Source organism: Paenibacillus sacheonensis (assembly GCF_009909195.1).
Taxonomy (GTDB): Bacteria; Bacillota; Bacilli; order Paenibacillales; family Paenibacillaceae; genus Paenibacillus_Z; species Paenibacillus_Z sacheonensis.
The window spans coordinates 172,597-192,439 of record NZ_JAAAMU010000008.1; the positions used below are offsets into that span (position 1 = coordinate 172,597).

Here is a 19,843-nt window from a genome sequence, read left to right on the forward strand (position 1 = left end):
TTATCATTTAAAGCAGCTTAATCAGCTCTTCGAGCTCATCGACCAACTTTTTTGCAAGTTCAAAATGAGTATCTTTCAAAGCCAGTTCGATTTTCATTTCGACCGCTCGTTTATTTTGTTCCTTCTCCAGATAGTCCCGATCGAAATGGCTCGCATAGATCATCTGTCTGAATTTGCGCATACTCATTTTTCTGATCGTCTTATCGTCAATGATCAGCACATAATCCATGCCGTTTACGACCGAATAGAAATCATGGGAAATCATGAGAATCGCGCCTTTGTAGTCTACAATGGCTTTCTCCAGCGCGATTTGCGTATACGTGTCCAAATGGCTTGTCGGCTCATCCAGAAGCAATACGTTCGCCTTGCTGGCCGAAACTTTCGCGATTTGAAGCAAATTTTTCTCTCCGCCGGATAAGGAGGCTATCTTTTGATCGACGATTTCTCCTTCAAAGCCATAATCCGAGAGATACGATCTAACTTCATCGTACGTTTTAAATCCAGCCTCGATGAATTCTTCTAGGATCGTATTCGAATCCTTCAGCACTTCGTCTTGAATCTGGGATAAATAAGCCACTTTAGCGGCAGCATGGATTTCAATCGAATCCCGATTATGTTTAAAGATATCTCGGAGCAAAGTCGTTTTCCCGGTTCCGTTGGGACCGATAATGGCTACTTTATCCGTCGCTTTTATCTCGAAGTTCACATTGTCCAAGAGCAGCTCGTCGAAGCCAGCCCGATAATTCGTGACCCTTACAACGATGGCGTCTTCCAAGTCATTATCCATCCCAAAACTGATCTTCGGCTGCTTGATATCCACGAACGGCGCTTTAATTCTCCGCGCTTCCAACCGTTCTTGATATCTGACTCTGGCCTTTAACGCTCGCCCTCTGGATGCCTCCGAATTATAAGTTGCGATCGCTCTTAGATTATTGATGATGGCATCGTTTCTCTCGATGTCTTCTTGTTCGGCGACGGCGAGTTCTTGCAGCTCGATTTTGGTCTGAAGCAGCGAGAAGTTATACTCCATATATCGGCCATCGAACTCTTGGAGCTCCTTGTTTTCCAGATGCAGGATTTTGTTGAAACAATGATTCAATAGATACCGGTTGTGCGTCACGACTAACAGGATTCCCTTGTGGGCGTTAATGAGTTTTTTTAGCGCATTGAGGTTATCGAAGTCCAAGAATACATCCGGCTCGTCCATGATCATCACGTCCGGGCTGCGGAGCATTTCCTTCATCACTTGAATAAGCTTGAATTCCCCGCCGCTCAGGTCGGACACCTTATGGTCCCTCAGCTTCATGAGGTTGGCAAGATTCAGCTTTTTATTGATGCTGCTTTCAAAATCGTCCCCGCCGATGGCATCGAATGCGTCCAATGCGGCCTGATACTTTTCAAATAACGGTTCAAGATCCGATGACGTTTCCATTTCCGTACAAATCGATGCGATTTCATTTTGGATTTGGATGAATGCTTCCCCGATATAGTCAAACACCGTTGTTTCTTTCGTTTTATCCAGCTGCGAAAATTGGCTTACATACCCGATTTTGCAAGTCGGGTCTATTTCTACCTTGCCCTCGTACAGATATTTTTCCGGATCCATCAGGATGTCGATCAAGGTGCTTTTCCCATTGCCGCTTGTGCCGATAAATGCGCAATGCTGCCCCTCTTCAAGCGTAAATGAAATATCATCATAGAGTTCTTTTTGCGGAAACGAGAAGGATAGTCCAACAACTTTTATCATCGTATGACCTTTCTTGATAACTAAAATAGTCGAATCGTAAAGGTATCGCAAACCATGAATGCAGCGTTTACCGTTGTTAGAGTAACACTGTTTGCTACCAACTTCAATCGGAGTTGTATCCCATCCGCCGGCGGTCGATGTGGCATACTCTCGACTATCCGCACAATAGGCAGCCCCAAGCTGTCGTTTTCTTGACCGACGTCCTGCTTCAGGATCCGTGCGGGGCTTATCCGATCTCGTACGGCCGAGTTTCACGGTCCATGCCATTGCTGTACTACAACGATCATAAAAAAGAAGACGCCCGTTAGGGCGCCTTCCATGATTGATTGACATCAAGCTTCCTGGAACGTGTATTGGCTATTTCCACGACCAGGTAATATCGGATCGTTCGGCTTGGTGGCGGATGCGACGTTCGATACGTCAACCCGAATGTTCTTGCCCGTCCCCACAAAGCTCGCCAAGCTGTCGACTTCCAGCGTCACTTCGTTCTCATGGCCAACGCCGCCCAAGGTCGCGGCATGTACGAGTACAGGCAGCAGCATCGGCATCGGCATCATCATTTCATTCCAGACGAGGTAGTTGGCGTACGCTTCCGCCGAGCTCGAATCCACGGGCATGTTGAACGTTACCTTCAGCAGACTCTTATCCCCTGATTCGCCGATATACGTCAGACCGGTTACGGCAAGCGGTATTGTAGCGGGATTAATCGTATAGTTCCGCTCCAATACGTTGCTAGCTGCCACGCCCGATTGGAAAGCAACAACTTTGAGCGTCATATCGTTCACCACGTAAAATGGCATCTCGCCATAATACGTAAAGCTATTCATATCCATATTGTCGTTGGTGGGCGTCGCGCCGTTTGTCGTATACCGAATCGTCGCTCCCGGTGCCGCGCTCAAGTGGATGTTCGTGCCGTAACTAACCTCGCCGCTAGCAACGTCCGCCGTCGGCGTCGCCGCTTGCGTGAGAAGCGTGTAGCTCAGCGTCAATACGCCGCTGTCCGTCATCCCGCTCTGCACCGCGATCGCTTTGATCGTCATCGCTTCCGAGATCGAGATCGGTTCGGCGTATGCCGTGCCGTTCGAAGCGCTCGGCGCGCTGCCGTCCGTCGTGTAGTAGATCGTCGCTCCTGAAGCCGCGCTCAGCGACACGCTCGTGCCGGACACCACGGCTCCGCTCGCGACATCCGCTATCGGCGTCGCCGCTTGCGCGAGAAGCGTGTAGCTCAGCGTCAATACGCCGCTGTCCGTCATCCCGCTCTGCACCGCGATCGCTTTGATCGTCATCGCTTCCGAGATCGAGATCGGTTCGGAATATGCCGTGCCGTTCGAAGCGCTCGGCGCGCTGCCGTCCGTCGTGTAGTAGATCGTCGCTCCTGAAGCCGCGCTCAGCGACACGCTCGTGCCGGATGCGACGGCTCCGCTCGCGACATCCGCCGTCGGCGTCGCCGCCACGCTTGGCACGCTAACGACCGGAGGGGTCTCAACGGCGTCTCTGACCGTGAATACTTTGGTTGCGGAAACGCTGCTAGCCTGTTCCGTCACGGTGACCGAGACTCGCTCTCCCTTTGCCGCGGACAACGTATTCACTGCGACGGACGTCCCGCCGGAGACGACCGTGGCGTTGGAGCCTGCCGAGAATTTAAACTTCGTCACGTCTTGGGGCTTCTCGCCGAATTGATTGGTCACTTGGAACGACACTGTGGCCGCAAGCGCACGGTCGATCATGTCGCCGGCGGACGTAAATTCGATTTTCGCGATTTTCTCTTGCGACGCGGATAAGGACGTAGAAGTCGTCGTCCACTTCGCGGGATCAAAGCCGGTTACGGAGATGTCGACTTGTTCGTCTTTCAAATCTTCGCCAAACGTCAGCGTTGCGCTTTTAGAGTCCGCCGCCCACGACACGTTCGCGCTGCCGCCGCTGCCTTTCTTGGCGGAAAGGGAGATCCCGGCCGTATCGACGGCAGTATTGAAACTCACGGTAATTTTCCTCGTGCCGACTTGGGTCGCTCCCACAAGCGAAACTTTCCCCGGCGCAACGTATTGCGCCTTGGCTTCGTATGCGCCCGTCAAGAGCAAATCGCGCGTTGCGTTGGCTTTGCCCCCGAATTTCCCGTCCGCTCCGTTCGTCAGCAGCTTAAGCTCGATCGCCAACGCCACGTAGCCTTGCGCCCAATCGGACACCGTCGTATCGCTGCCTGTTTTCTTCTTGGCGTCCGCGTCGTCTCCCAACACCCGTACCAGGAAAGCAGCCAATTGTTCTTTGGTCACTTTACCGGCCGGATTATACGTCCCCTCGCCATAACCGTCGGTGATACCGGCATTTTTAAGCGCTTCGATGTAGGGCAGCGCGTAGCCGTTGGCGGCATCGTCCGATTTGACGTCGCTGAAGCTGGAGGTCTTGAGGTCCTTGTTCACTTCTATGCCCGTTATTAACGCGGCTACTTTGGCGAATTGAGCGCGGTTCATCTCGTCTTTCAGTCCGAACGTCGTGTCGCTGACGCCGTCGAATATCCCCGCGCTGATCAGCGCGTCGAACTTGGCTTTGGTCGCCGCGTCCAAATCCTTCAGATCGGTAAAGTCCGCGGATGTCTTCGCCATTGCCGTATTCGGGTAGACTGCGGCCGCGCCGGTGCCCAACAGTACCGCCAGCGACAAACTTACTACTTGCTTCTTCATTGGATTCGTCCCTTCGTATGCAGCATTCATCATTTTTCTACACGATACAACATCGTTACTCAACATTTCCTAAACACGTTCTAGCAGCTTGCCCACGGCTTCTCTCGGTTCCATTCCGAATTCGGAGCGCAGCATCGTCCTTAGCGCTTCGTACTGCTTCACGGCCGATATGCGATCATCCGCCAACACCAGCATCCGAATAAGGCGCTCATAAAGACGCTCGTTCAGCGGATCGTGCGCGAGCGCTTGACGCACGAACTCGGCTGCGGCATCGTACCGTCCCCGCTTTTCTTCCCTCTCCTGGAGGCGGATCAATACGCCGACGAATTCGCCTTCGATGCGATTGCGCGTCGGTTCCGCCCATGCATACGCGTGGCCGGCCAGATAACCCTCGCCATATAAAGCGATGAGCTCCGCGGCTTCTTGGTCCGCCGCGTTGTCCTCTGCCTGTACCGCGGAAGCCCGCAAGCGTTCCCACTCGTCGAGATCGCAATCCAATCGGCTCGTCTCGATGCGATAGCCGCCCTTGGCATGCTGTACGAGTCCCTCAAGTCCGATGCGCTGCAAGGCCTTTCTCAAATAATGCGTCGTCGTATGGAACTGGGCTCCCGCCCGCTCCACGTCCACTTCCGGCCATAACGCATCGAGAATCCGCTCTCGGCTCGCCGTTTCGCCTCGGTGGTGAAGGAGCAGCGCCATCAGCTCCTCGGTTTTGGAAGTTCGCCACTTGATCGTCTCCCCGCCGTCCGTTTCCACACGCAGCCGCCCGAAACAATGGATCTTCGTGCGTCGGGGAGAATGTTCGGACGTAAAAGTCCGCAATACCTGCCTGGCATAACGGGCTTCCGCCGCCGGGCTCTCCCCGATCGTCAACAACAACTCCGCCAGCGCAGGGCCTTCGTCCGCGAAGCTGCGAATGAACCCCTGAGGCTCGGCAAGACGCAAGGCGATCTCCAGCTTCTCCAGCGCCTCCTCCCTCCGGCCTGCCTTATGCAATGTCAGGCTAAGCACGATCAGAACGTGCACGCAATCCCGCAGCCTGTCTTCCTTCGTAAGCAGCCGGTACAGCCGCTCCCCAAGGGACATCGCCGGATCGAGCCGTCCATCCGCGGCCAGGACGCGAACGAATGCCAGCTGCTCGGATACTTGCCCGAGAGCCGCTTCGTCCTCGTGCGAAAGGCCGCATGCCGCCATCCATGCGCGAGCGGAGGCGAGGTCGCCTTGCCGAACCGCCAGGCTAGCCTGTTCCGCCTCGATCTTGCGCATGAATATCGCATAATCGGGAGAATCGATCATCAGCTTCAGTCTTTCGAGCATGGACGCGGCTTCCCGTCCGTTTCCCTTCGCTTGTTGAATCCTCGATGCGGCCAACACGAGTTGATACCGGTTGCTCGCAGTCGGCGCGAACCTTGTCGCCTGCATGATACGGTTAATCCACGCTTCCGCTTCGTCAAGCCGATTCCATTCGTACAAGAGCTTGGCATAAGAGGCGTACATGGGCGTCGCAAACGGATGGTTCTCATAGTCGCGCCAATGGTCCATCATCCGGGTCAAGAATCGGGCCGCGCCGTCGTAGTCGTTCACGTAACTCAGATGGTCGTCGAACTCTCCGACCGAAAAATGCTTGTTATTGCCGCCTTGCAGAAAAAAGCTGTTCTCGCGTGCATGCGCGTCTCCTCGGATGAAGTAGTCCGCGGCACCCGCAAGGTCTTTACCGATATAGGCAGCCGTCGCGCAAATATAATAAATCTCCCCCATCATGTTCCGCCATGATTCCTTGTCCATGCCGTCCGCCAGCGCTTCGAACCGAATACGAAGACGCTCCGCGCGATCCGGAACGACGTCGAACTGTCGAATGCCGACCATCGCGTACAAATAAAAAAGTTCGACTAGCGGCCTGTCCGAAAAATACGGCTCCGGTACTTGCATCGCCCAGCGGGCGATCGCGACATTCCTGCCCCTGCTCAGCAATTCGTTCATGTGCGCCTCGATCAGGCGAACCACGGCCTCATATTGCCTCCCGGCCAAATAATGCTCGGCCGCCTCCTCGACGAAGCCCTGATGCTCGAACCACTGCGCGGCCCGCACGTTCGCCCGCTCCCACAACCCGGGGGCGTTGCGCGCGAGCATCGTCTGCAGAAAGTCGGCTAACAGATGATGATAGCGATACCACTCGCGTTGCTCGTCCAGCGGTACGATGAAGAGCTGCAACTGCTCCAATTGTTCCAGCTGCCGCTGAGCCCCCGCCTGTCCGGTTACCGCCTCGCACAAGGCATAGTTCATCTGGCTTAGAACGCAGGTTTGCAGCAAGAAATCGCGAATCGCTTCCGGTAGATCGCGATAGACTTCTTGGAGCAAATAATCGGCAATATGCTGCTGATGGCCGCTGAATCGGCGGATCGATCTCGCCGCGTCGCCGCTTCTCTCCATAGAGAGCGCCGCAAGCCGCAGGCCGGTTATCCAACCCTCGGTCTGGTCGTACAGCTGGTCGAGCTGCTCCGCCGTCAATCGCAATTCTGTCGTCTCCAGGAAGAATTCCGCGGCTTCCTCCTGCCGAAACCGCAGCTGCTCGGTCGTAATCCGCCGCAGCTTGCCTTCCGTGAACCATTTGCTCGTCGGAAAAGAAAGGTCGTTACGGCTTGCGATATACAGATGAATCGAATCGGGAAGGCGTTCGATGAGATAATTCATGGATTGGTGGATGGCGGGCAGCGTAATCAGATGGAAATCGTCGAAGACAATGGCCAGTTCCCCCGGCAACCGTTCCAACTCGTTCAGCAGCGCCGTCATCGCCGGCTCCCTCGAGACGGATGACGAGGACGGCCCCTCGGCCAACAACGGCATTACCGTGCCGCCGAAGCCGTCCGCTCGATTCCGCAGCGACTCGACGGCCGCTTTCCAGAACAAGGTCCAATCGTCGTCCTGCTTGTCCAGCGAAACCCATGCCACGAGCGTTCCTCTCTGCAATGCCCATTGGCTAAGCGCCGTCGACTTCCCGTAACCGGACGGGGCGGATACGAGCGTCAGCTTCGCACGCATACCCTCGTCCAATAGCCGAAGCAGCTCGGGGCGAACGACCAAGGCGTGCCGTACCTGCGGGATGTGGGTCTTCGTTATTGCAATCATGTCCGGGCCTCCATTCCATCCGAGCAAGAGATGTAGATGTTGGAATTTACCATTCGACACGAAACAACAAAAATCCTACTTTTTTCCCATATCCCTTTCGCTGTCTACAAAAAAGCTGCCTGCCCGACACGATGGATATGTCATCATGTGCTGATATGCCACCGCCTTGTCGGCATGTCCTTGTATTGGCTCTGCCGGAAATGTAAAGCACGCTTTACATTTCCGGCGTCGTACGGTATATTAAGCCCATGGAAAGCCAACTTTCCATGGAGAGGTGACGCATGAACAACCGTTTAGAAGAAATTCGCAAGAAGCGCGGTATTAAGCAGGAAGAATTGGCAGCCGCTCTTGAGGTGTCCAGGCAAACGGTCGGTTCGCTGGAGAACGGGCGTTATAACCCTTCGATCCTTCTGGCGTTCAAGATAGCCCGCTTTTTTGATTTGCGAATCGAGGAGATCTTTATTTACGAGGAGGATGAACGGGTTTGAATAAAAGCATCTCGCCTTATTTTTTCGCCCTTGCAGGCGTTGCGCTGCTAGCAGTTGGCGTATACTTCATCAAAACTACCGATGATCCGCATGGATTGCTGCGAGCGCTGCCTTATATCTTCGTTGGGATCGGCAGTGGATCGTTCGGTCACGGCATGGAGGGAATCTTGCTTCGATACGCGAAGAACCACGCTCCCGCCGCAGCAAAGCAATTAGAGATCGAACGGAACGATGAGCGCAATACGGCACTCGCCAATCGGGCGAAAGCGAAAGCCTATGACATGATATCCTTTGTGTTTGGAGCCTTAATCTTGGCATTCTCCATAATGGGCATAGACTTTACAGTGCTCGTGCTATTGGTGTGTGCCTACCTGTTTATGCTTGTATATAACTCCTATTACCGTTACAAGTACCATAAAGAGATGTAAACAGGGCTTCGTCAAGAGATAATGCGCGCATGAGTGGCATCACGGAGAATCCCCCTATGCTTTCTCTATACGATGCGTGTACACGGAGCTGACAGCCATAGGGAATGTTTACGTTCGTGGCAGCCATATGGTAAAGGCAGTCCCTTTTCCGTTCTCGCTCTCTACCGTTATCCTTCCTTTATGCAACTCGATAATGCTATAGCTCATCGATAACCCTAGACCCAATCCGTATTTTTTCGTCGAGTGAAAAGGAGTGGCCAGCTTTTCCACCGTATCGCGGTCCATTCCGAATCCATCATCGCTGATTACGATTTCAATCCCCTTATCAACTTGGCTCTGCCGAATAACAACGGATATGTTTCCGTCAAAGTCGATTGCATCAAAGGCGTTTTGTAAGATATTCAGAATGACTTGTTTTATTTTATCCTTATCGATCTCCAGGTTCTCTTTATACAAAGGTTGATAATGAATCTTTATGTTTTTATCCTGGAAGTCATATTCCATTAAAGCCAGTATATCTTCAATGAGTTCATGCAGGCCTATTCTGGTTTTCGCAACTTCTTTCCGATCGGGCTTAGCCATCATGACGAATTGCTGAACCAGATTTTTTATTCGTTCCAATTCACTGAAGATGATTCGAAAATAGTCCTTTTGCTTATGGTCGGCTGGTCTAAAATTTTCTTTAAGAAGCGCTAATAAACCTATGATCGACGTAAGCGGATTTCTAATCTCATGAGCAAGTCCTGCGCCGATTTTGCCGATAGCCGACAATTTCTCGCTTAACATGAGTTGTCTTTCTAACACCAGTCTTTCTGTAATATCCCTAAACTGGGCGAACACGCCGATAATTCGGTTGGACTCGTCATAGATTGGAAAAGAGTCAAACAAAAACGTATTATGGGATAGAGATATTTCTACATCTTCAACCTTTTTATTACCGCTCAAAACACTTCCCATGTATGGTCCGATAACGGCTACTTCTGTAATTTGACGATTGCATAGTTCACCGTTGCAGCTGGACAAAACTTTCTCCGCATAAGGATTGATTTCAATTATTCTTCCGTCCTCATCGGTCAAGATGACCCCGGTTCGACTGTTTTCCATTAGCACTTGATTCAAGACTAATAATTTTTTATTCTGCTTCTTCGCCAATACCTCTCGCTCTATCGAATCCACGGCGGACTGAAGCAGTGCGGGATGGTATGGACTTACATGATGAGCGGCCATCATCATCGTGATGGTCCCGCATATCTTACCGGAAGCGTGCAAGGGCACTGAGAAACAAGCGCTTTTATGTAGACAACGGAAGAAATGGTCTGACCCGATGGTATGGGCGGATTGTCCCATTTTCAATGCCATTTCAATACTATTCGTTCCTACTTGCTCTTCCTCGAATAGGATCCCGGGGGATAATCCTAACGACTCGATTTGCCACTTAATCATTTCATCGCCGTACGTTTCTAATATGTACCCTTCATGATCCGTGATACAGATTACTACAGCCGTCCCTTGTAGATTGGATATTAACCTCGTCATAAATATCCTTGCTACAGAAATGGTATCATCGAGCATCCTCTTCTTTTGCTCCAAATCGCCCTTCGGCAATTTTTCTTTAGGAGCCGGCAAATCATCAGGATTCAGTTTCGCATCCAAACAGTTTTGGTGTGATTGATGAATATATGTATGTCTCGATTCTATCTTCACTATAGTCACCAACCGAATTATATTCCGATCCATCTCAGGTTCTAACCTATTGTACACATTTCCCAAAAAGCTTGTATAGATGCGATTCGCAAAACTCCAAAATATCTGCAATAGCCAATTCTGCCGCGTCGGAATTCTTTAACCCTCGGCAAAAGACGTAGCTGCCCTCAATTCTAGCCCATTAAAAAGAGGTTAACCATTGAATGGCGAACCTCTCTTAGCTAAAGGATAATGCTTGCCGGATTACTTGCAGCGATGCAACTTCTCATGCGCCATTAAGAACTCAAACATGCGTGACCTCTAATTTTGCCGGTTCGGCAAGCGACAATCTGCCATCTTCCATCCGGTATACTTTATCGCAATATTCCAGCATGCGTTCATCGTGCGTGACCATGATTGCCGCTTTTCGACGCGATTTTACCTCATTCGCGATCAGGCTGACCACTTCATGGGCACGCTTGGTATCCAGGCTAGCCGTAGGCTCATCCGCCAATATAACGTTGGGATTGTTTATTAAAGCTCGCGCGATAGCCGTACGCTGTTTCTCGCCGCCTGACAGTTCCGCCGGGAAGCTCTTCAGCTTCGAACCCAATCCCAATTCTTCGAGCAATTGAACGGCGAACGCTCGATCTGCGGCTCTAACCCTGCCAGACATCTTCTTGACTACAAGCAATTGGTCAAGAACGTTCAAATAGGGGACCAGATTAGACGATTGCATAATAAAGCCGATTTCCTTCAATCTTACGTTGGAAAGTTTTTTATCGGAAAGCTTAGAGAGAAGATGCCCATTCAAGTTGACTTCCCCTTCCGAAGCTTTGAGCAGTGCGCCTGCAATCGATAAAAACGTACTCTTGCCCGATCCGGAAGGTCCCACGACGGCTACAAGCTCCCCAGGCTCCACTGAAATAGATACGCGCTCAAGCGCTGATATCTTGTTGCTTCCCTCGGTATAGTACTTCGTAACGTTACTAATGTGCAGTCCCGATGTTGTCATTATTCTATCCTCCCCAGCGCCTTCAGCGGATCAATTGTAGTTATTTTTCTTACCGAAACCAGTGAGCTGAGCACGGCTATAACGAGAAGGATAACCGAGTACTCGATAACGAGGTTCGTCTTCAGCTTGAATGGCATTCCCTTCGGCATGATGGCCGCAGTCCCATAAGTGAGCAGAACGGCAGCGACGATGCTCGTCAACGATAGAACAACGACCTGCGAAACAATGGCCTTGCCGAGAAAGCCGTTTCTGGCTCCGATTGCTTTCATTATGCCGAATTGACTGGTCTTCTGTATCGTAATGACATAGAAGAATACGCCGAGCACGAAGGCGGATATCACAAGCAAGAAGCCCAGCATCATCATAATGGAGCCGTTCTCTTCCTTGTACCCCGGCATGCCGTGAATCGCCGCTCCGCGCGTGACGGTATCGGTATTGGAGAGCTTGCTGCTAATAAACGCAGGATCGATATGCTTGCCTTGCAGCATGATTGCATTAACCGGACCCGCAACTCCCTTATCTGATTCGGGCGCGGCAAACGTAATCGTTCGCCATTCGGACATCGGAACGAATACAGCCGAGAGGTGGTTGTAAGTTTGGTTATCGACGAATCCGATTATCTTCAAGGTTTGTGTCGAGCCGTCCAGCTGAAAAGTATCCCCAAGCTGAAAGCCGTCATCCTTCATCGTCTTGTTTACGAGGACGCCTGTTGGATTCTCCGCAGATAAGCCTTCGCCTTCGATTACAGACGGCTCTAGGAAACTGCCGGGAAGAATCCCTAAGATTGCGATATCGACCTTATCTTCGTTCTTCGTGCTATTACCTTTCAAAGCAGTGGCCATTGTACTGCCCATTGGGGACGCGGCCGTTACATGAGGCAATTTCTCCGCTTGCGCCGCCAGTTCATCGGATAACAGAGATTTTCCCATACTCGATTGCGACCCTTGTTCAAAGACGACATAATCGGCTTTCATGTTTTGGAAAGTGGACGCCGCAAGCGACGATAACCCATTGCCGAGTCCCGATAGGATGAATACCAACCAAGCAACCAAGACAAAAATAATGATGATCATCGAAAATTTCATTTTGCTGTGCTTCAATTCCTTTAAAGCTAAAAACATGCTTTTCCACTCCTTCTTTGCCGTTTATGACACTTGTGTCATTTTTATTCTAAGCCGTTGCATTAATTCCGTCTCCACCTAATTAAACTATATATTCGACACATGTGTCAAATTAATAAAAGAACCCCTACTGCTGCGCACCTCCCATCCACATTTGAAACAATAGCTTGCTCCATTCGGGAGTAGGGATGTTTATCATGTTTGGCGTGTTAATGAGGTTGAAAAAGCCGCCGATCAGTACGGGGAGCGGAATGTCTTCTCTAAGATTTTTGTCTTGTTGCGCTCTTTGGAAGAGACGCGTTAGCTGAACCTTTAGCGTTGCATGGGCTTGCTCAACGACATCGAGATCCCGGCTGGCGGCAGCAGAATTCGTTGTATTGATTTTATGAGCATCGCCTAACAGTTGATGGAGCTTGGATTCTTCGACATAAATGCCAAGCAGTACTTGAAGGGCTTGCATGGTGTCGGACTCATCGATTGCCGAAGCCTTCTCGATGACGCTCGTAATCACTCGCTTCATGCAGGCAGCCACGATTTCTTCCTTATTGGCATAGTACTGATAAATCGTACTTCTGGCACCGGGTAAATGCTGCGAAAGCAGCTTGAGATGAAAGCCATCATACCCATGCTCAAGCACTAACCTTTTTGTAAGATCCAATAGTTCCGATTCCGTATAGGATTGTTTTCTGCCCATGATTGCTTTCCTTTCGCATAAATAAATTATTAAATCAACAGTATTATGATTAAGAAAAGGAGGAGCGAGTGAGTGAGTAAAGTGAGCGAGCGAACTTCGACTCCTCGAACTTTAGTCTAACATACCCGCATTTGAAATTATAAGATGAAAAGATTTCACTTCCATGCGTCCACCTAAGAACTCAACAAAGATTTTTCGCCGTCCATTCAGGTTCGGTTCACCTCGCTGTCTATGAAGGCAAGTTTAAGACCATTCTTATGGTATGACCTTAAATGAGAACAAGGAGTCCGCCCCATGCAACTATACGTTGAAGTTATCTTTCGAACGATCGCTGCTTTCGTCCTCCTGATGATCACGTCGAGAATTCTTGGTAAGCAGACGATATCCAATATGACTTTCCATGACTTCGTGAGCGGCATCACGCTGGGCTCCATTGCGGCGAATTTGGCGTTTAACGATAAGCTCACCCATTGGACCATCGCTGTATCGCTGCTGACCTTCTTCGGTATCTCTTTTCTCGTGTCCAGGACCGCGCTTGAAAATCGGACATGGAACCGGTTAGTATCCGGCACTCCGACCGTCGTCATCGAGAACGGCAAAATTCTCGATGACAACATGCGAAAAATCCGCTATACGCTGGACTCCCTGACCCAATCTTTGCGAGAAAAAGATATTTTCGATATCGAGGAGATCGAGTACGCTTGCTTGGAGGATCACGGGAAGCTGTCCGTCAAGAAGAAAAGCGAGTATGAGTGGGTGACGCGCAAAGATCTGAAGCTGCACGCCGCGGCCGTCCAGTCGTTCCCCGTCGAGCTGATTATGGACGGCAGAATCATGGAAGACAATCTCGCCCACAACGGGCTGACCGTCCTATGGCTGGAGCAGGTGCTGCGCCAGAAGAACAAGTCTGTCTCCGATGTGTTCTATGCCGTGAGAGGTACGCAAAATAAGTTGTATTTTGACTACTATCAGGATCACATTGACAATCCTATCGATTAGCTGCGACCTCCGCAAGACCCTCATGAAGATCAGTTGACCCTACGGCATCGTGGCCGGTTCTATTACCCAATCGCAGACAGCGGTCCTCAAGCGCGCGTATTCGGCTTGGCTACGTCGATGCGGAACTCGAAGATGACAGCGTGATAAATCGCTGCCAATATTTTATTCCGCGTTACTTATGTATTTGTCACGAAATTTTTCGCCGTTACTTGTGGTAGGGTTCAGCGTAACGGGTCTATCGGCGAAAACAAAGTGCGGCCCTGCGGCCGCCCATCCTTTGAACGTATTGAATTGAGAGCCGAATGTCACTTATAGCCGCAACCTGGCACCATCAACACATCCCGTTGTGGGAGGCGTCCGCCTGAACGGTGCCAAAGATATGAAACGGCTTTATCCCATTTGCGAATAGGCTATCTATCAGCTTGACCAATTCTTCGGACGATAAATCTTTGCCGTTGCGTATCCAAAGGCGAAACAAAGATAGTAATGTTGATATGTAAAACTCAATCAGGTATGGCGCTAAGATATCATTTGTTGGAAGATTTACAATCAATCTCTCAAAGGGAATTTCTCTTTTTAGGCGTTCAACAAAATGAACAGAACCATAGTCACCTAGGAGGGCTTTTAAGACAGAAATATCTTCTGTACTTTCCAAGCATTGAAGCGCATCTTGGAAAGTATGCGCAGAAAGCTCCCTGCTTGCCATTTCCTCGTTAATGGATTTCAAAACCTTCTCTTCAACGTAGTTCAGCAACTCATAAATATCTGTAAAGTATTGATAAAATGTACTGCGGTTATATCCTGACTTGTTGGCAATCTCTTGAATAGATATTTTTTCAATTGGCTTTTGGCTATATAAATCACAGAACGCATTTATAAAGGTCTGCCTGGTTTTGTCTGTAATTTCAGGCTGCTTGTTCATAATTCCCTCCATTTCCGGTTCAATTGATGATCCGACAGATATTAAAAATCTGATGGTTGATGACCGTATAGTGAATCCATACAATATTATCATACAACACGTTGTTTGATCATCAATAAGGATTATCAACTCTTTGGGGGAGTCTAACATGAAAATTTTATTCTTCGGTAGAGGTGTAATATCGACCCAATATGCGTGGGCTTTCGAACAGGCGGGGCATACAGTTGACTTTTACGTTAGAAAGGGGAGGAAAGAAACCTTCGGAAGCAGTATAAAGCTTGAAATGTGGGACGCTCGAAAAGGGAAAAAGCTAATAAAAGAAAGCTGGAACATTAAACTGCATGAGGAGATCCTTCCAAATTATGATCTCATTATTGTGAGCGTCAACACGGAACAACTTCCAGGAGCAGCACAATTCCTATCAACTGCTGCAGGAAATGCCCCTATCCTCATATTCAATAACATTTGGCAAGATTTGAAATCATCGATCGCACCATTGTCTATGAACAATGTTGTCTTTGGCTTCCCCGGAGCAGGGGGCGGCATAGCGGACAATAAGCTTAGGGGCGGCTTTTTGAAAATGGTATTTCTAGAAAAACCACGGGCAGGCACTGAGCATATTAACAACAAGGTCAGAGAACTATTTGAAAGTGCCCATTTTAAAATTAGTTGGAAAAAGGATATGCAAAACTGGCTATGGAATCACTTTGCCATGAATGCAGCGATGGAAGCCGAGGTGTTAAAACGGGGAAGTTTTTCAGCGCTCATGAACCATAATGATTCATTTTCCAATGTTGGGTTGAATATGAGGGAATTGATTCCTGTACTTAAAGCAAGAGGTGCAAAGCTTGATGCCATTTCTCTCCTGCTGACTAAAATTCCACCTGGACTTCTCGGCACACTTTTTAACAAGGTTATTTTTGCAAAAGGCAGCTTACCGCGACTTTTTGTGGAATATAACAATAGTAAAGCAGGTTTTGCGGTTCTTGAAGTTGTGAGAGAAGCAAAAAAGGTAAGCATACCTTTGACACGTCATACGATAGCATTTGAAAATACTGAATATGCAAAAGAAATTTAAAGAAGCCTTCGATGATAACCGCTATGAGAACTGGAGAAACAAGCGAAGACGAGGCAAGAGTGATGAGCCGATTATATCCGATGAAGAACATGAAGCCATTATCCACGATACAACTGCCGGTTAACGCACCGGCTGCCACCTCTTGTTGTTTATTGAGCGCTTGTTCTTCGACAGCGTAATGTCTACTGAACCTGTATGTGATTGCACTCACTTCTTCTTGTTTCTCATAGCGGCGAGCAGCTTCACATTTCCACAGTCCCCTTCCACGAACCGCCTATATTCTGGGGATTCCACCGGAACGATCGCGATTTTCCCCTCCGCATTGAAATGAATGCCCCATCCGTATTTTTTCGGGAGCATCGATGCTCTTAAGCATGGTTTCGGTTTCATAAAAAACTCGTCTCGAATCTGGTCGCCTCTCTCGGCTAACTCCTCCTCCGGAATGTTTTTGTGCCGGGTATGCACGATGTACAGGAGCTCTTCCTGCGTATAGCCATACGGATTATTCGCGAGTAACTCAAACTCGATACCCGGCTTTGTTTTTCCGTTTTTCTTGTCCAAAGGCTTCATTCCGGTCTCTGAGGGGCAATCCGCGGCAACGGTAATGAACGTATCATAGTAATTCCAGTCCATCCTCATTCCTCCTGAATCAGGTCTAGCACCGCTCCAAACACGTCGATTTAATTAAAATCCTTTTCCTCCGAGAGGCCGAACCTTTACGGCACTGCCCCCTGCGATTAAATGCCGGCAACGCCCGATCAGCTCGAGCACTTTCTCGTTTCGCAAGGACGCGGCATGAAACTCCTGGCTCTCCCAGAGCTCCGTAATCCAAAGATCGTTAGGATCGTCTTCAGCCGCATGCAGGATATAATAGATGCAGCCCTCCATATCGTTCAATGTCGCGCTGGATGCCAGCATCATCTCCGCGAGCTCTTCCCGTTTCCCCTCGTGAGCCGTTAATTTTCCGAACATGGCGTACTTGCTCATCGTTCATCTTCCTTTCTTCTTGTGGAATTTGCCAACATGGCTTCGTAATGCGCAAGCATTCGAGCGTTTGCCTCCACCATCTTCCCGACAAGCAGCTCCGACTCAATCTGCAAGGCTGTGCTGTACGCCATCAAAAAATAAGGTACATACGTCTGCAACATCGAATGTTCTAACTGGAACACGGCCTCTTCGGGCTTACGCTCCACGAGCGCGTGGCCAGCCTCCTTAGCAAATATCGAGGCATGGATCAACGCCTTCTGCTCCTCGATATCGAAGAAGAGCGGGGAATCGGTAAACCGGCTCAGGATGCTATAGCCGCCGTTTGGGCCCGAATCCGCAAGGATTGGAACCTCGCTGGCGCACAGAGAATCGATACAGCGATAGACGGCCCGCACGTGAATCTCGAGCTCTTCCGCCAACTGCTTCGCGGTCATCCGCTTGCCTGAGCGCAGCATCCAGAGAATCGATAACATATTGTCCGATTTCGTCATCGACTAAGCCTTCTTTCCAAGAAGCGTGCCGAATTAACTCCGAACTCCTATTAATTATAATCATGCATCACTGACAAATACGGTCAGTTATTCCAATCTATCTTGAGCCGCGATTAGACTGAAGTAATTCAGAAGCAATTTTCGCCGTCACTTATGGTACGGTTCAGCTTAACGGTCAAAACGGCAAAAAAAAACGAAAGGAGTGCCTCGTCAACTCCTTTCGAGCTTTAAGTAGTGATTCTACAGATGCCTTAACTTTTCCGGATTGGCGACGTTATAGATCGCATCGATCTTATGATCTCGATAAGCAAAAGAATACACGTATTGAATCCCTTGATCCAATTGAAGGCGGATTCCGGGGAGCCCATTCACCATGAGGAATGAATACGTAAATTTACCCGCATGCCTATTGATCATATTTTCATGAAGCTTCAGTACTCTCTCAAACCCGAAGACCGGCACTTGCGCCGCGCTTACTTTGCCTCCGCCGTCCGAGTAGAATACTATATTCTCACTAACCAGTTCAAGAAGCTTCGTCGTATTTCCTTGCAACAGCGATTTCACGAACTCTTTCACTTTCTCCTCGGCAATGGAGACCGACGGTTGCTGGTCCGGATCGAAATGGATGCTTTTCTTGGCACGATGGCAAATTTGCCGGCAGTTCGCGCTGCTTTTTCCGACGATATCGGCGATCTCTTCAAACGAATAATGAAAAATCTCCCGAAGAAGAAAAACGGCCCTTTCCGTTGCGCTCAGTTGCTGCAGCAGTAGCAGATAAGCCGTGGAAATGGACTCAGACCTCAAATACTTACTGGATGGATCGTTGTCCGAAGCCCCCCTTTCAAGCAGGGGCTCCGGAAGCCAAGGACCGACGTACATTTCCCGTTTTTTGGCGGATGAGCGCAGCAGATCGAGACAACGGTTCGTCACGATTTTGTATAGAAAGGCCCTTTCGTTTCGGATCGTCCCGGTGTCGGATAGACCGTCGTAGCTTATAAAAGCATCCTGTACGATGTCCTCTGCGTCCATAACGCTGCCGAGCATCCGATAGGCTAACGAGAACAGCTCTGTTTTATAACGCTTATATAACTCCTCTGTGCTCATACTGGGCATTCCTCTCCTTATCCTCGAGGGAGAGCATATGTTGTACGGCTCTTTTGGCGCTTGCCGTCGCAGCATCGACCAATACTTCACCGTGCGACGCCCATTCTCCTGCTACATACAATCCTTGTATTTCCGGGACGGCAGGTCCGGGATTCTCAAGACGTTTGAGATGCATAAAGTCGTGGCAAACCGTCATCCTCGGAAGGTATTGCTTGACGATCAATTCGTCCCGCCATCCCGGCTGCATCAGATCGAGCACGCCTTCAAGTTCGTGCAAATCCTTATCAGCGTCCGTGTCTTTCCCTTGGTACTTAATGAGCGATATGACTTGCGCGCCATCGTCGCTAAGGTAAGCCGCGCGCGAATAATTGCTGAAAAGCACGGTCTGATCGATACCGTAAGCAAATTGCTGCTTCGGCTTGGGAAGTCGGTTCAAGGCTACGTCCAGGCAGGCCGCGTTGACCTCAATCGCTTGTTCTTTCCAGGTACGAAGAGCGGTATTCTCCGCGAAGGGCACCAAGTCATTCGCGACGGCAGGCGGCGTGGCGAGGATGACATGGCGCGTATTGATCTTCGTTCCGTCTTCGCAGAGAACCTGCCGCACGATCCCGCCGCGGATATCGACGGACGAGACTTTGGTATTGGTTAATAGCCGCACGCCGAGGTCGGCCGCCTTCGTCCGCAACTCCTCGACCAATGCGCCCCAACCGCGATCCAGATACAGCGCGCCTTTCAGAGCATTCTGTAGCTGCTTCAATACAGGACCGGCCGCCGGCAAATCCGGCCCGACCACGTAACTGGCGGCACGAAGCAACGAATAGAAGATATTGCGCACCATCGGATCCCGCAGATTCCCTTCGACCCATTCGCGGATACTGATCCTGTCGAACGGGTGAGTATCTGCTTTCATGAGCTTCATCAGGCACGAAGCGAACTCCATCTTTCCTTTCCAGGACAACAGCGGGGTCGTGAACAACGATTTCATATCCGAAGGCAAGGCGCTTAACTTCCCTTTCCATACACCGTAAGCGAAAGCCGAAGGCTGCTTGCCTTGCAAGGTCAACCCTAGCTCCCGGAACGTCGCGTACGCATCCCCCTTATACAAGGAGTGCGCGCCCAGATTGAAGTACGCTCGCTTCTTCTTGTTGGAAATGGCACGGCCGCCTAATCGTTCCTGTTTCTCGATGACTACCGTTTGTTTCCCTGCTTTGGCTGCGTAAATGGCCGCGGTTAGACCTGCAATTCCTCCGCCAACAACGACTACATCAACCTTTTGCATCGT

At 50.1% G+C, this 19,843-nt stretch carries 16 protein-coding genes and 1 pseudogene; 4 read left to right on the forward strand and 13 right to left on the reverse strand.

From position 1 onward, the window contains the following. Nucleotides 1-7: 7 nt before the first annotated feature. From GT003_RS17325 to GT003_RS17335, 3 genes are all read right to left on the reverse strand, one after another. On the reverse strand, nt 8-1,747 hold the full coding sequence (locus GT003_RS17325) for an ABC-F family ATP-binding cassette domain-containing protein (protein ID WP_161700211.1): 1,740 nt from the start codon (nt 1,745-1,747) through the stop codon (nt 8-10). Nucleotides 1,748-2,079: 332 nt separating this feature from the next. Continuing rightward, nucleotides 2,080-4,425: a chitobiase/beta-hexosaminidase C-terminal domain-containing protein gene (locus GT003_RS17330; RefSeq protein ID WP_161700038.1), complete on the reverse strand. Its 2,346-nt coding sequence runs from the start codon at nt 4,423-4,425 to the stop codon at nt 2,080-2,082. A gap of 69 nt (nt 4,426-4,494) precedes the next feature. Next, on the reverse strand, nt 4,495-7,551 hold the full coding sequence (locus GT003_RS17335) for an AfsR/SARP family transcriptional regulator (protein ID WP_161700040.1): 3,057 nt from the start codon (nt 7,549-7,551) through the stop codon (nt 4,495-4,497). Nucleotides 7,552-7,832: 281 nt separating this feature from the next. Here GT003_RS17335 and GT003_RS17340 point away from each other — a divergent pair, with 281 nt between their 5' ends. Further along, the gene (locus tag GT003_RS17340) at nt 7,833-8,039 is read left to right on the forward strand and encodes a helix-turn-helix transcriptional regulator (RefSeq protein WP_161700042.1); all 207 of its coding nucleotides are present in this window, start codon (nt 7,833-7,835) and stop codon (nt 8,037-8,039) included. Beyond that, a complete protein-coding gene (locus tag GT003_RS17345) occupies nt 8,036-8,467 on the forward strand; it encodes a hypothetical protein (RefSeq protein ID WP_161700044.1) in 432 nt (143 codons plus the stop codon). The genes GT003_RS17340 and GT003_RS17345 overlap by 4 nt, the downstream gene beginning before the upstream one ends. Before the next feature lie 108 nt (nt 8,468-8,575). Here GT003_RS17345 and GT003_RS17350 read toward each other — a convergent pair whose 3' ends face one another. From GT003_RS17350 to GT003_RS17365, 4 genes are all read right to left on the reverse strand, one after another. Beyond that, nucleotides 8,576-10,171 carry an ATP-binding protein gene (locus GT003_RS17350; protein WP_338046000.1) on the reverse strand — a complete coding sequence of 532 codons (1,596 nt, stop codon included), beginning with the start codon at nt 10,169-10,171 and terminating at the stop codon, nt 8,576-8,578. Nucleotides 10,172-10,454: 283 nt separating this feature from the next. Next, nucleotides 10,455-11,165 carry an ABC transporter ATP-binding protein gene (locus GT003_RS17355; RefSeq protein WP_161700046.1) on the reverse strand — a complete coding sequence of 237 codons (711 nt, stop codon included), beginning with the start codon at nt 11,163-11,165 and terminating at the stop codon, nt 10,455-10,457. Beyond that, nucleotides 11,165-12,286, reverse strand: coding sequence for an ABC transporter permease (locus GT003_RS17360; RefSeq protein WP_161700048.1), 1,122 nt, complete (start codon nt 12,284-12,286; stop codon nt 11,165-11,167). Before GT003_RS17360 ends, GT003_RS17355 begins: the two co-directional genes overlap by 1 nt. A gap of 127 nt (nt 12,287-12,413) precedes the next feature. After that, a complete protein-coding gene (locus GT003_RS17365) occupies nt 12,414-12,980 on the reverse strand; it encodes a TetR/AcrR family transcriptional regulator (RefSeq protein WP_161700050.1) in 567 nt (188 codons plus the stop codon). A gap of 294 nt (nt 12,981-13,274) precedes the next feature. Here GT003_RS17365 and GT003_RS17370 point away from each other — a divergent pair, with 294 nt between their 5' ends. Further along, nucleotides 13,275-13,979: a DUF421 domain-containing protein gene (locus tag GT003_RS17370; RefSeq protein WP_170312252.1), complete on the forward strand. Its 705-nt coding sequence runs from the start codon at nt 13,275-13,277 to the stop codon at nt 13,977-13,979. Between the two features lie 331 nt (nt 13,980-14,310). Here the strand turns inward: GT003_RS17370 and GT003_RS17375 are convergent, their stop codons facing one another. Beyond that, nucleotides 14,311-14,901, reverse strand: a complete 591-nt coding sequence (locus GT003_RS17375) for a TetR/AcrR family transcriptional regulator (protein WP_161700052.1) — start codon at nt 14,899-14,901, stop codon at nt 14,311-14,313. Nucleotides 14,902-15,049: 148 nt separating this feature from the next. Between GT003_RS17375 and GT003_RS17380 the strand changes: the two genes are divergently transcribed. Beyond that, nucleotides 15,050-15,979, forward strand: coding sequence for a ketopantoate reductase family protein (locus GT003_RS17380; RefSeq protein WP_161700055.1), 930 nt, complete (start codon nt 15,050-15,052; stop codon nt 15,977-15,979). A gap of 207 nt (nt 15,980-16,186) precedes the next feature. Here the strand turns inward: GT003_RS17380 and GT003_RS17385 are convergent, their stop codons facing one another. The 5 genes and pseudogenes from GT003_RS17385 to GT003_RS17405 form a co-directional block, all read right to left on the reverse strand. Continuing rightward, nucleotides 16,187-16,612 carry a DUF6157 family protein gene (locus tag GT003_RS17385; protein WP_161700057.1) on the reverse strand — a complete coding sequence of 142 codons (426 nt, stop codon included), beginning with the start codon at nt 16,610-16,612 and terminating at the stop codon, nt 16,187-16,189. Nucleotides 16,613-16,663: 51 nt separating this feature from the next. Then, nucleotides 16,664-16,966: a putative quinol monooxygenase gene (locus GT003_RS17390; RefSeq protein ID WP_161700059.1), complete on the reverse strand. Its 303-nt coding sequence runs from the start codon at nt 16,964-16,966 to the stop codon at nt 16,664-16,666. A 212-nt stretch (nt 16,967-17,178) separates the two neighbouring features. Continuing rightward, nucleotides 17,179-17,457: pseudogene (locus GT003_RS17395) on the reverse strand (helix-turn-helix transcriptional regulator); the annotation flags it as partial. Nucleotides 17,458-17,697: 240 nt separating this feature from the next. Further along, nucleotides 17,698-18,561: an RNA polymerase sigma factor SigJ gene (gene sigJ, locus GT003_RS17400; RefSeq protein WP_161700215.1), complete on the reverse strand. Its 864-nt coding sequence runs from the start codon at nt 18,559-18,561 to the stop codon at nt 17,698-17,700. Continuing rightward, complete coding sequence (locus tag GT003_RS17405; protein ID WP_161700061.1) at nt 18,539-19,840, reverse strand: NAD(P)/FAD-dependent oxidoreductase; 1,302 nt, start codon at nt 19,838-19,840, stop codon at nt 18,539-18,541. The genes sigJ and GT003_RS17405 overlap by 23 nt, the downstream gene beginning before the upstream one ends. Nucleotides 19,841-19,843 lie beyond the last annotated feature (3 nt).

Bases quoted from the DNA above. Each gene is read 5' to 3' on its own strand.
- GT003_RS17325 (WP_161700211.1), bottom strand. From the start codon at position 1,747: ATGATAAAAGTTGTTGGACTATCCTTCTCGTTTCCGCAAAAAGAACTC.
- GT003_RS17330 (WP_161700038.1), bottom strand. From the start codon at position 4,425: ATGAAGAAGCAAGTAGTAAGTTTGTCGCTGGCGGTACTGTTGGGCACC.
- GT003_RS17335 (WP_161700040.1), bottom strand. From the start codon at position 7,551: ATGATTGCAATAACGAAGACCCACATCCCGCAGGTACGGCACGCCTTG.
- GT003_RS17340 (WP_161700042.1), top strand. From the start codon at position 7,833: ATGAACAACCGTTTAGAAGAAATTCGCAAGAAGCGCGGTATTAAGCAG.
- GT003_RS17355 (WP_161700046.1), bottom strand. From the start codon at position 11,165: ATGACAACATCGGGACTGCACATTAGTAACGTTACGAAGTACTATACC.
- GT003_RS17360 (WP_161700048.1), bottom strand. From the start codon at position 12,286: ATGTTTTTAGCTTTAAAGGAATTGAAGCACAGCAAAATGAAATTTTCG.
- GT003_RS17365 (WP_161700050.1), bottom strand. From the start codon at position 12,980: ATGGGCAGAAAACAATCCTATACGGAATCGGAACTATTGGATCTTACA.
- GT003_RS17370 (WP_170312252.1), top strand. From the start codon at position 13,275: ATGCAACTATACGTTGAAGTTATCTTTCGAACGATCGCTGCTTTCGTC.
- GT003_RS17375 (WP_161700052.1), bottom strand. From the start codon at position 14,901: ATGAACAAGCAGCCTGAAATTACAGACAAAACCAGGCAGACCTTTATA.
- GT003_RS17380 (WP_161700055.1), top strand. From the start codon at position 15,050: ATGAAAATTTTATTCTTCGGTAGAGGTGTAATATCGACCCAATATGCG.
- GT003_RS17385 (WP_161700057.1), bottom strand. From the start codon at position 16,612: ATGGACTGGAATTACTATGATACGTTCATTACCGTTGCCGCGGATTGC.
- GT003_RS17390 (WP_161700059.1), bottom strand. From the start codon at position 16,966: ATGAGCAAGTACGCCATGTTCGGAAAATTAACGGCTCACGAGGGGAAA.
- sigJ (WP_161700215.1), bottom strand. From the start codon at position 18,561: ATGAGCACAGAGGAGTTATATAAGCGTTATAAAACAGAGCTGTTCTCG.
- GT003_RS17405 (WP_161700061.1), bottom strand. From the start codon at position 19,840: ATGCAAAAGGTTGATGTAGTCGTTGTTGGCGGAGGAATTGCAGGTCTA.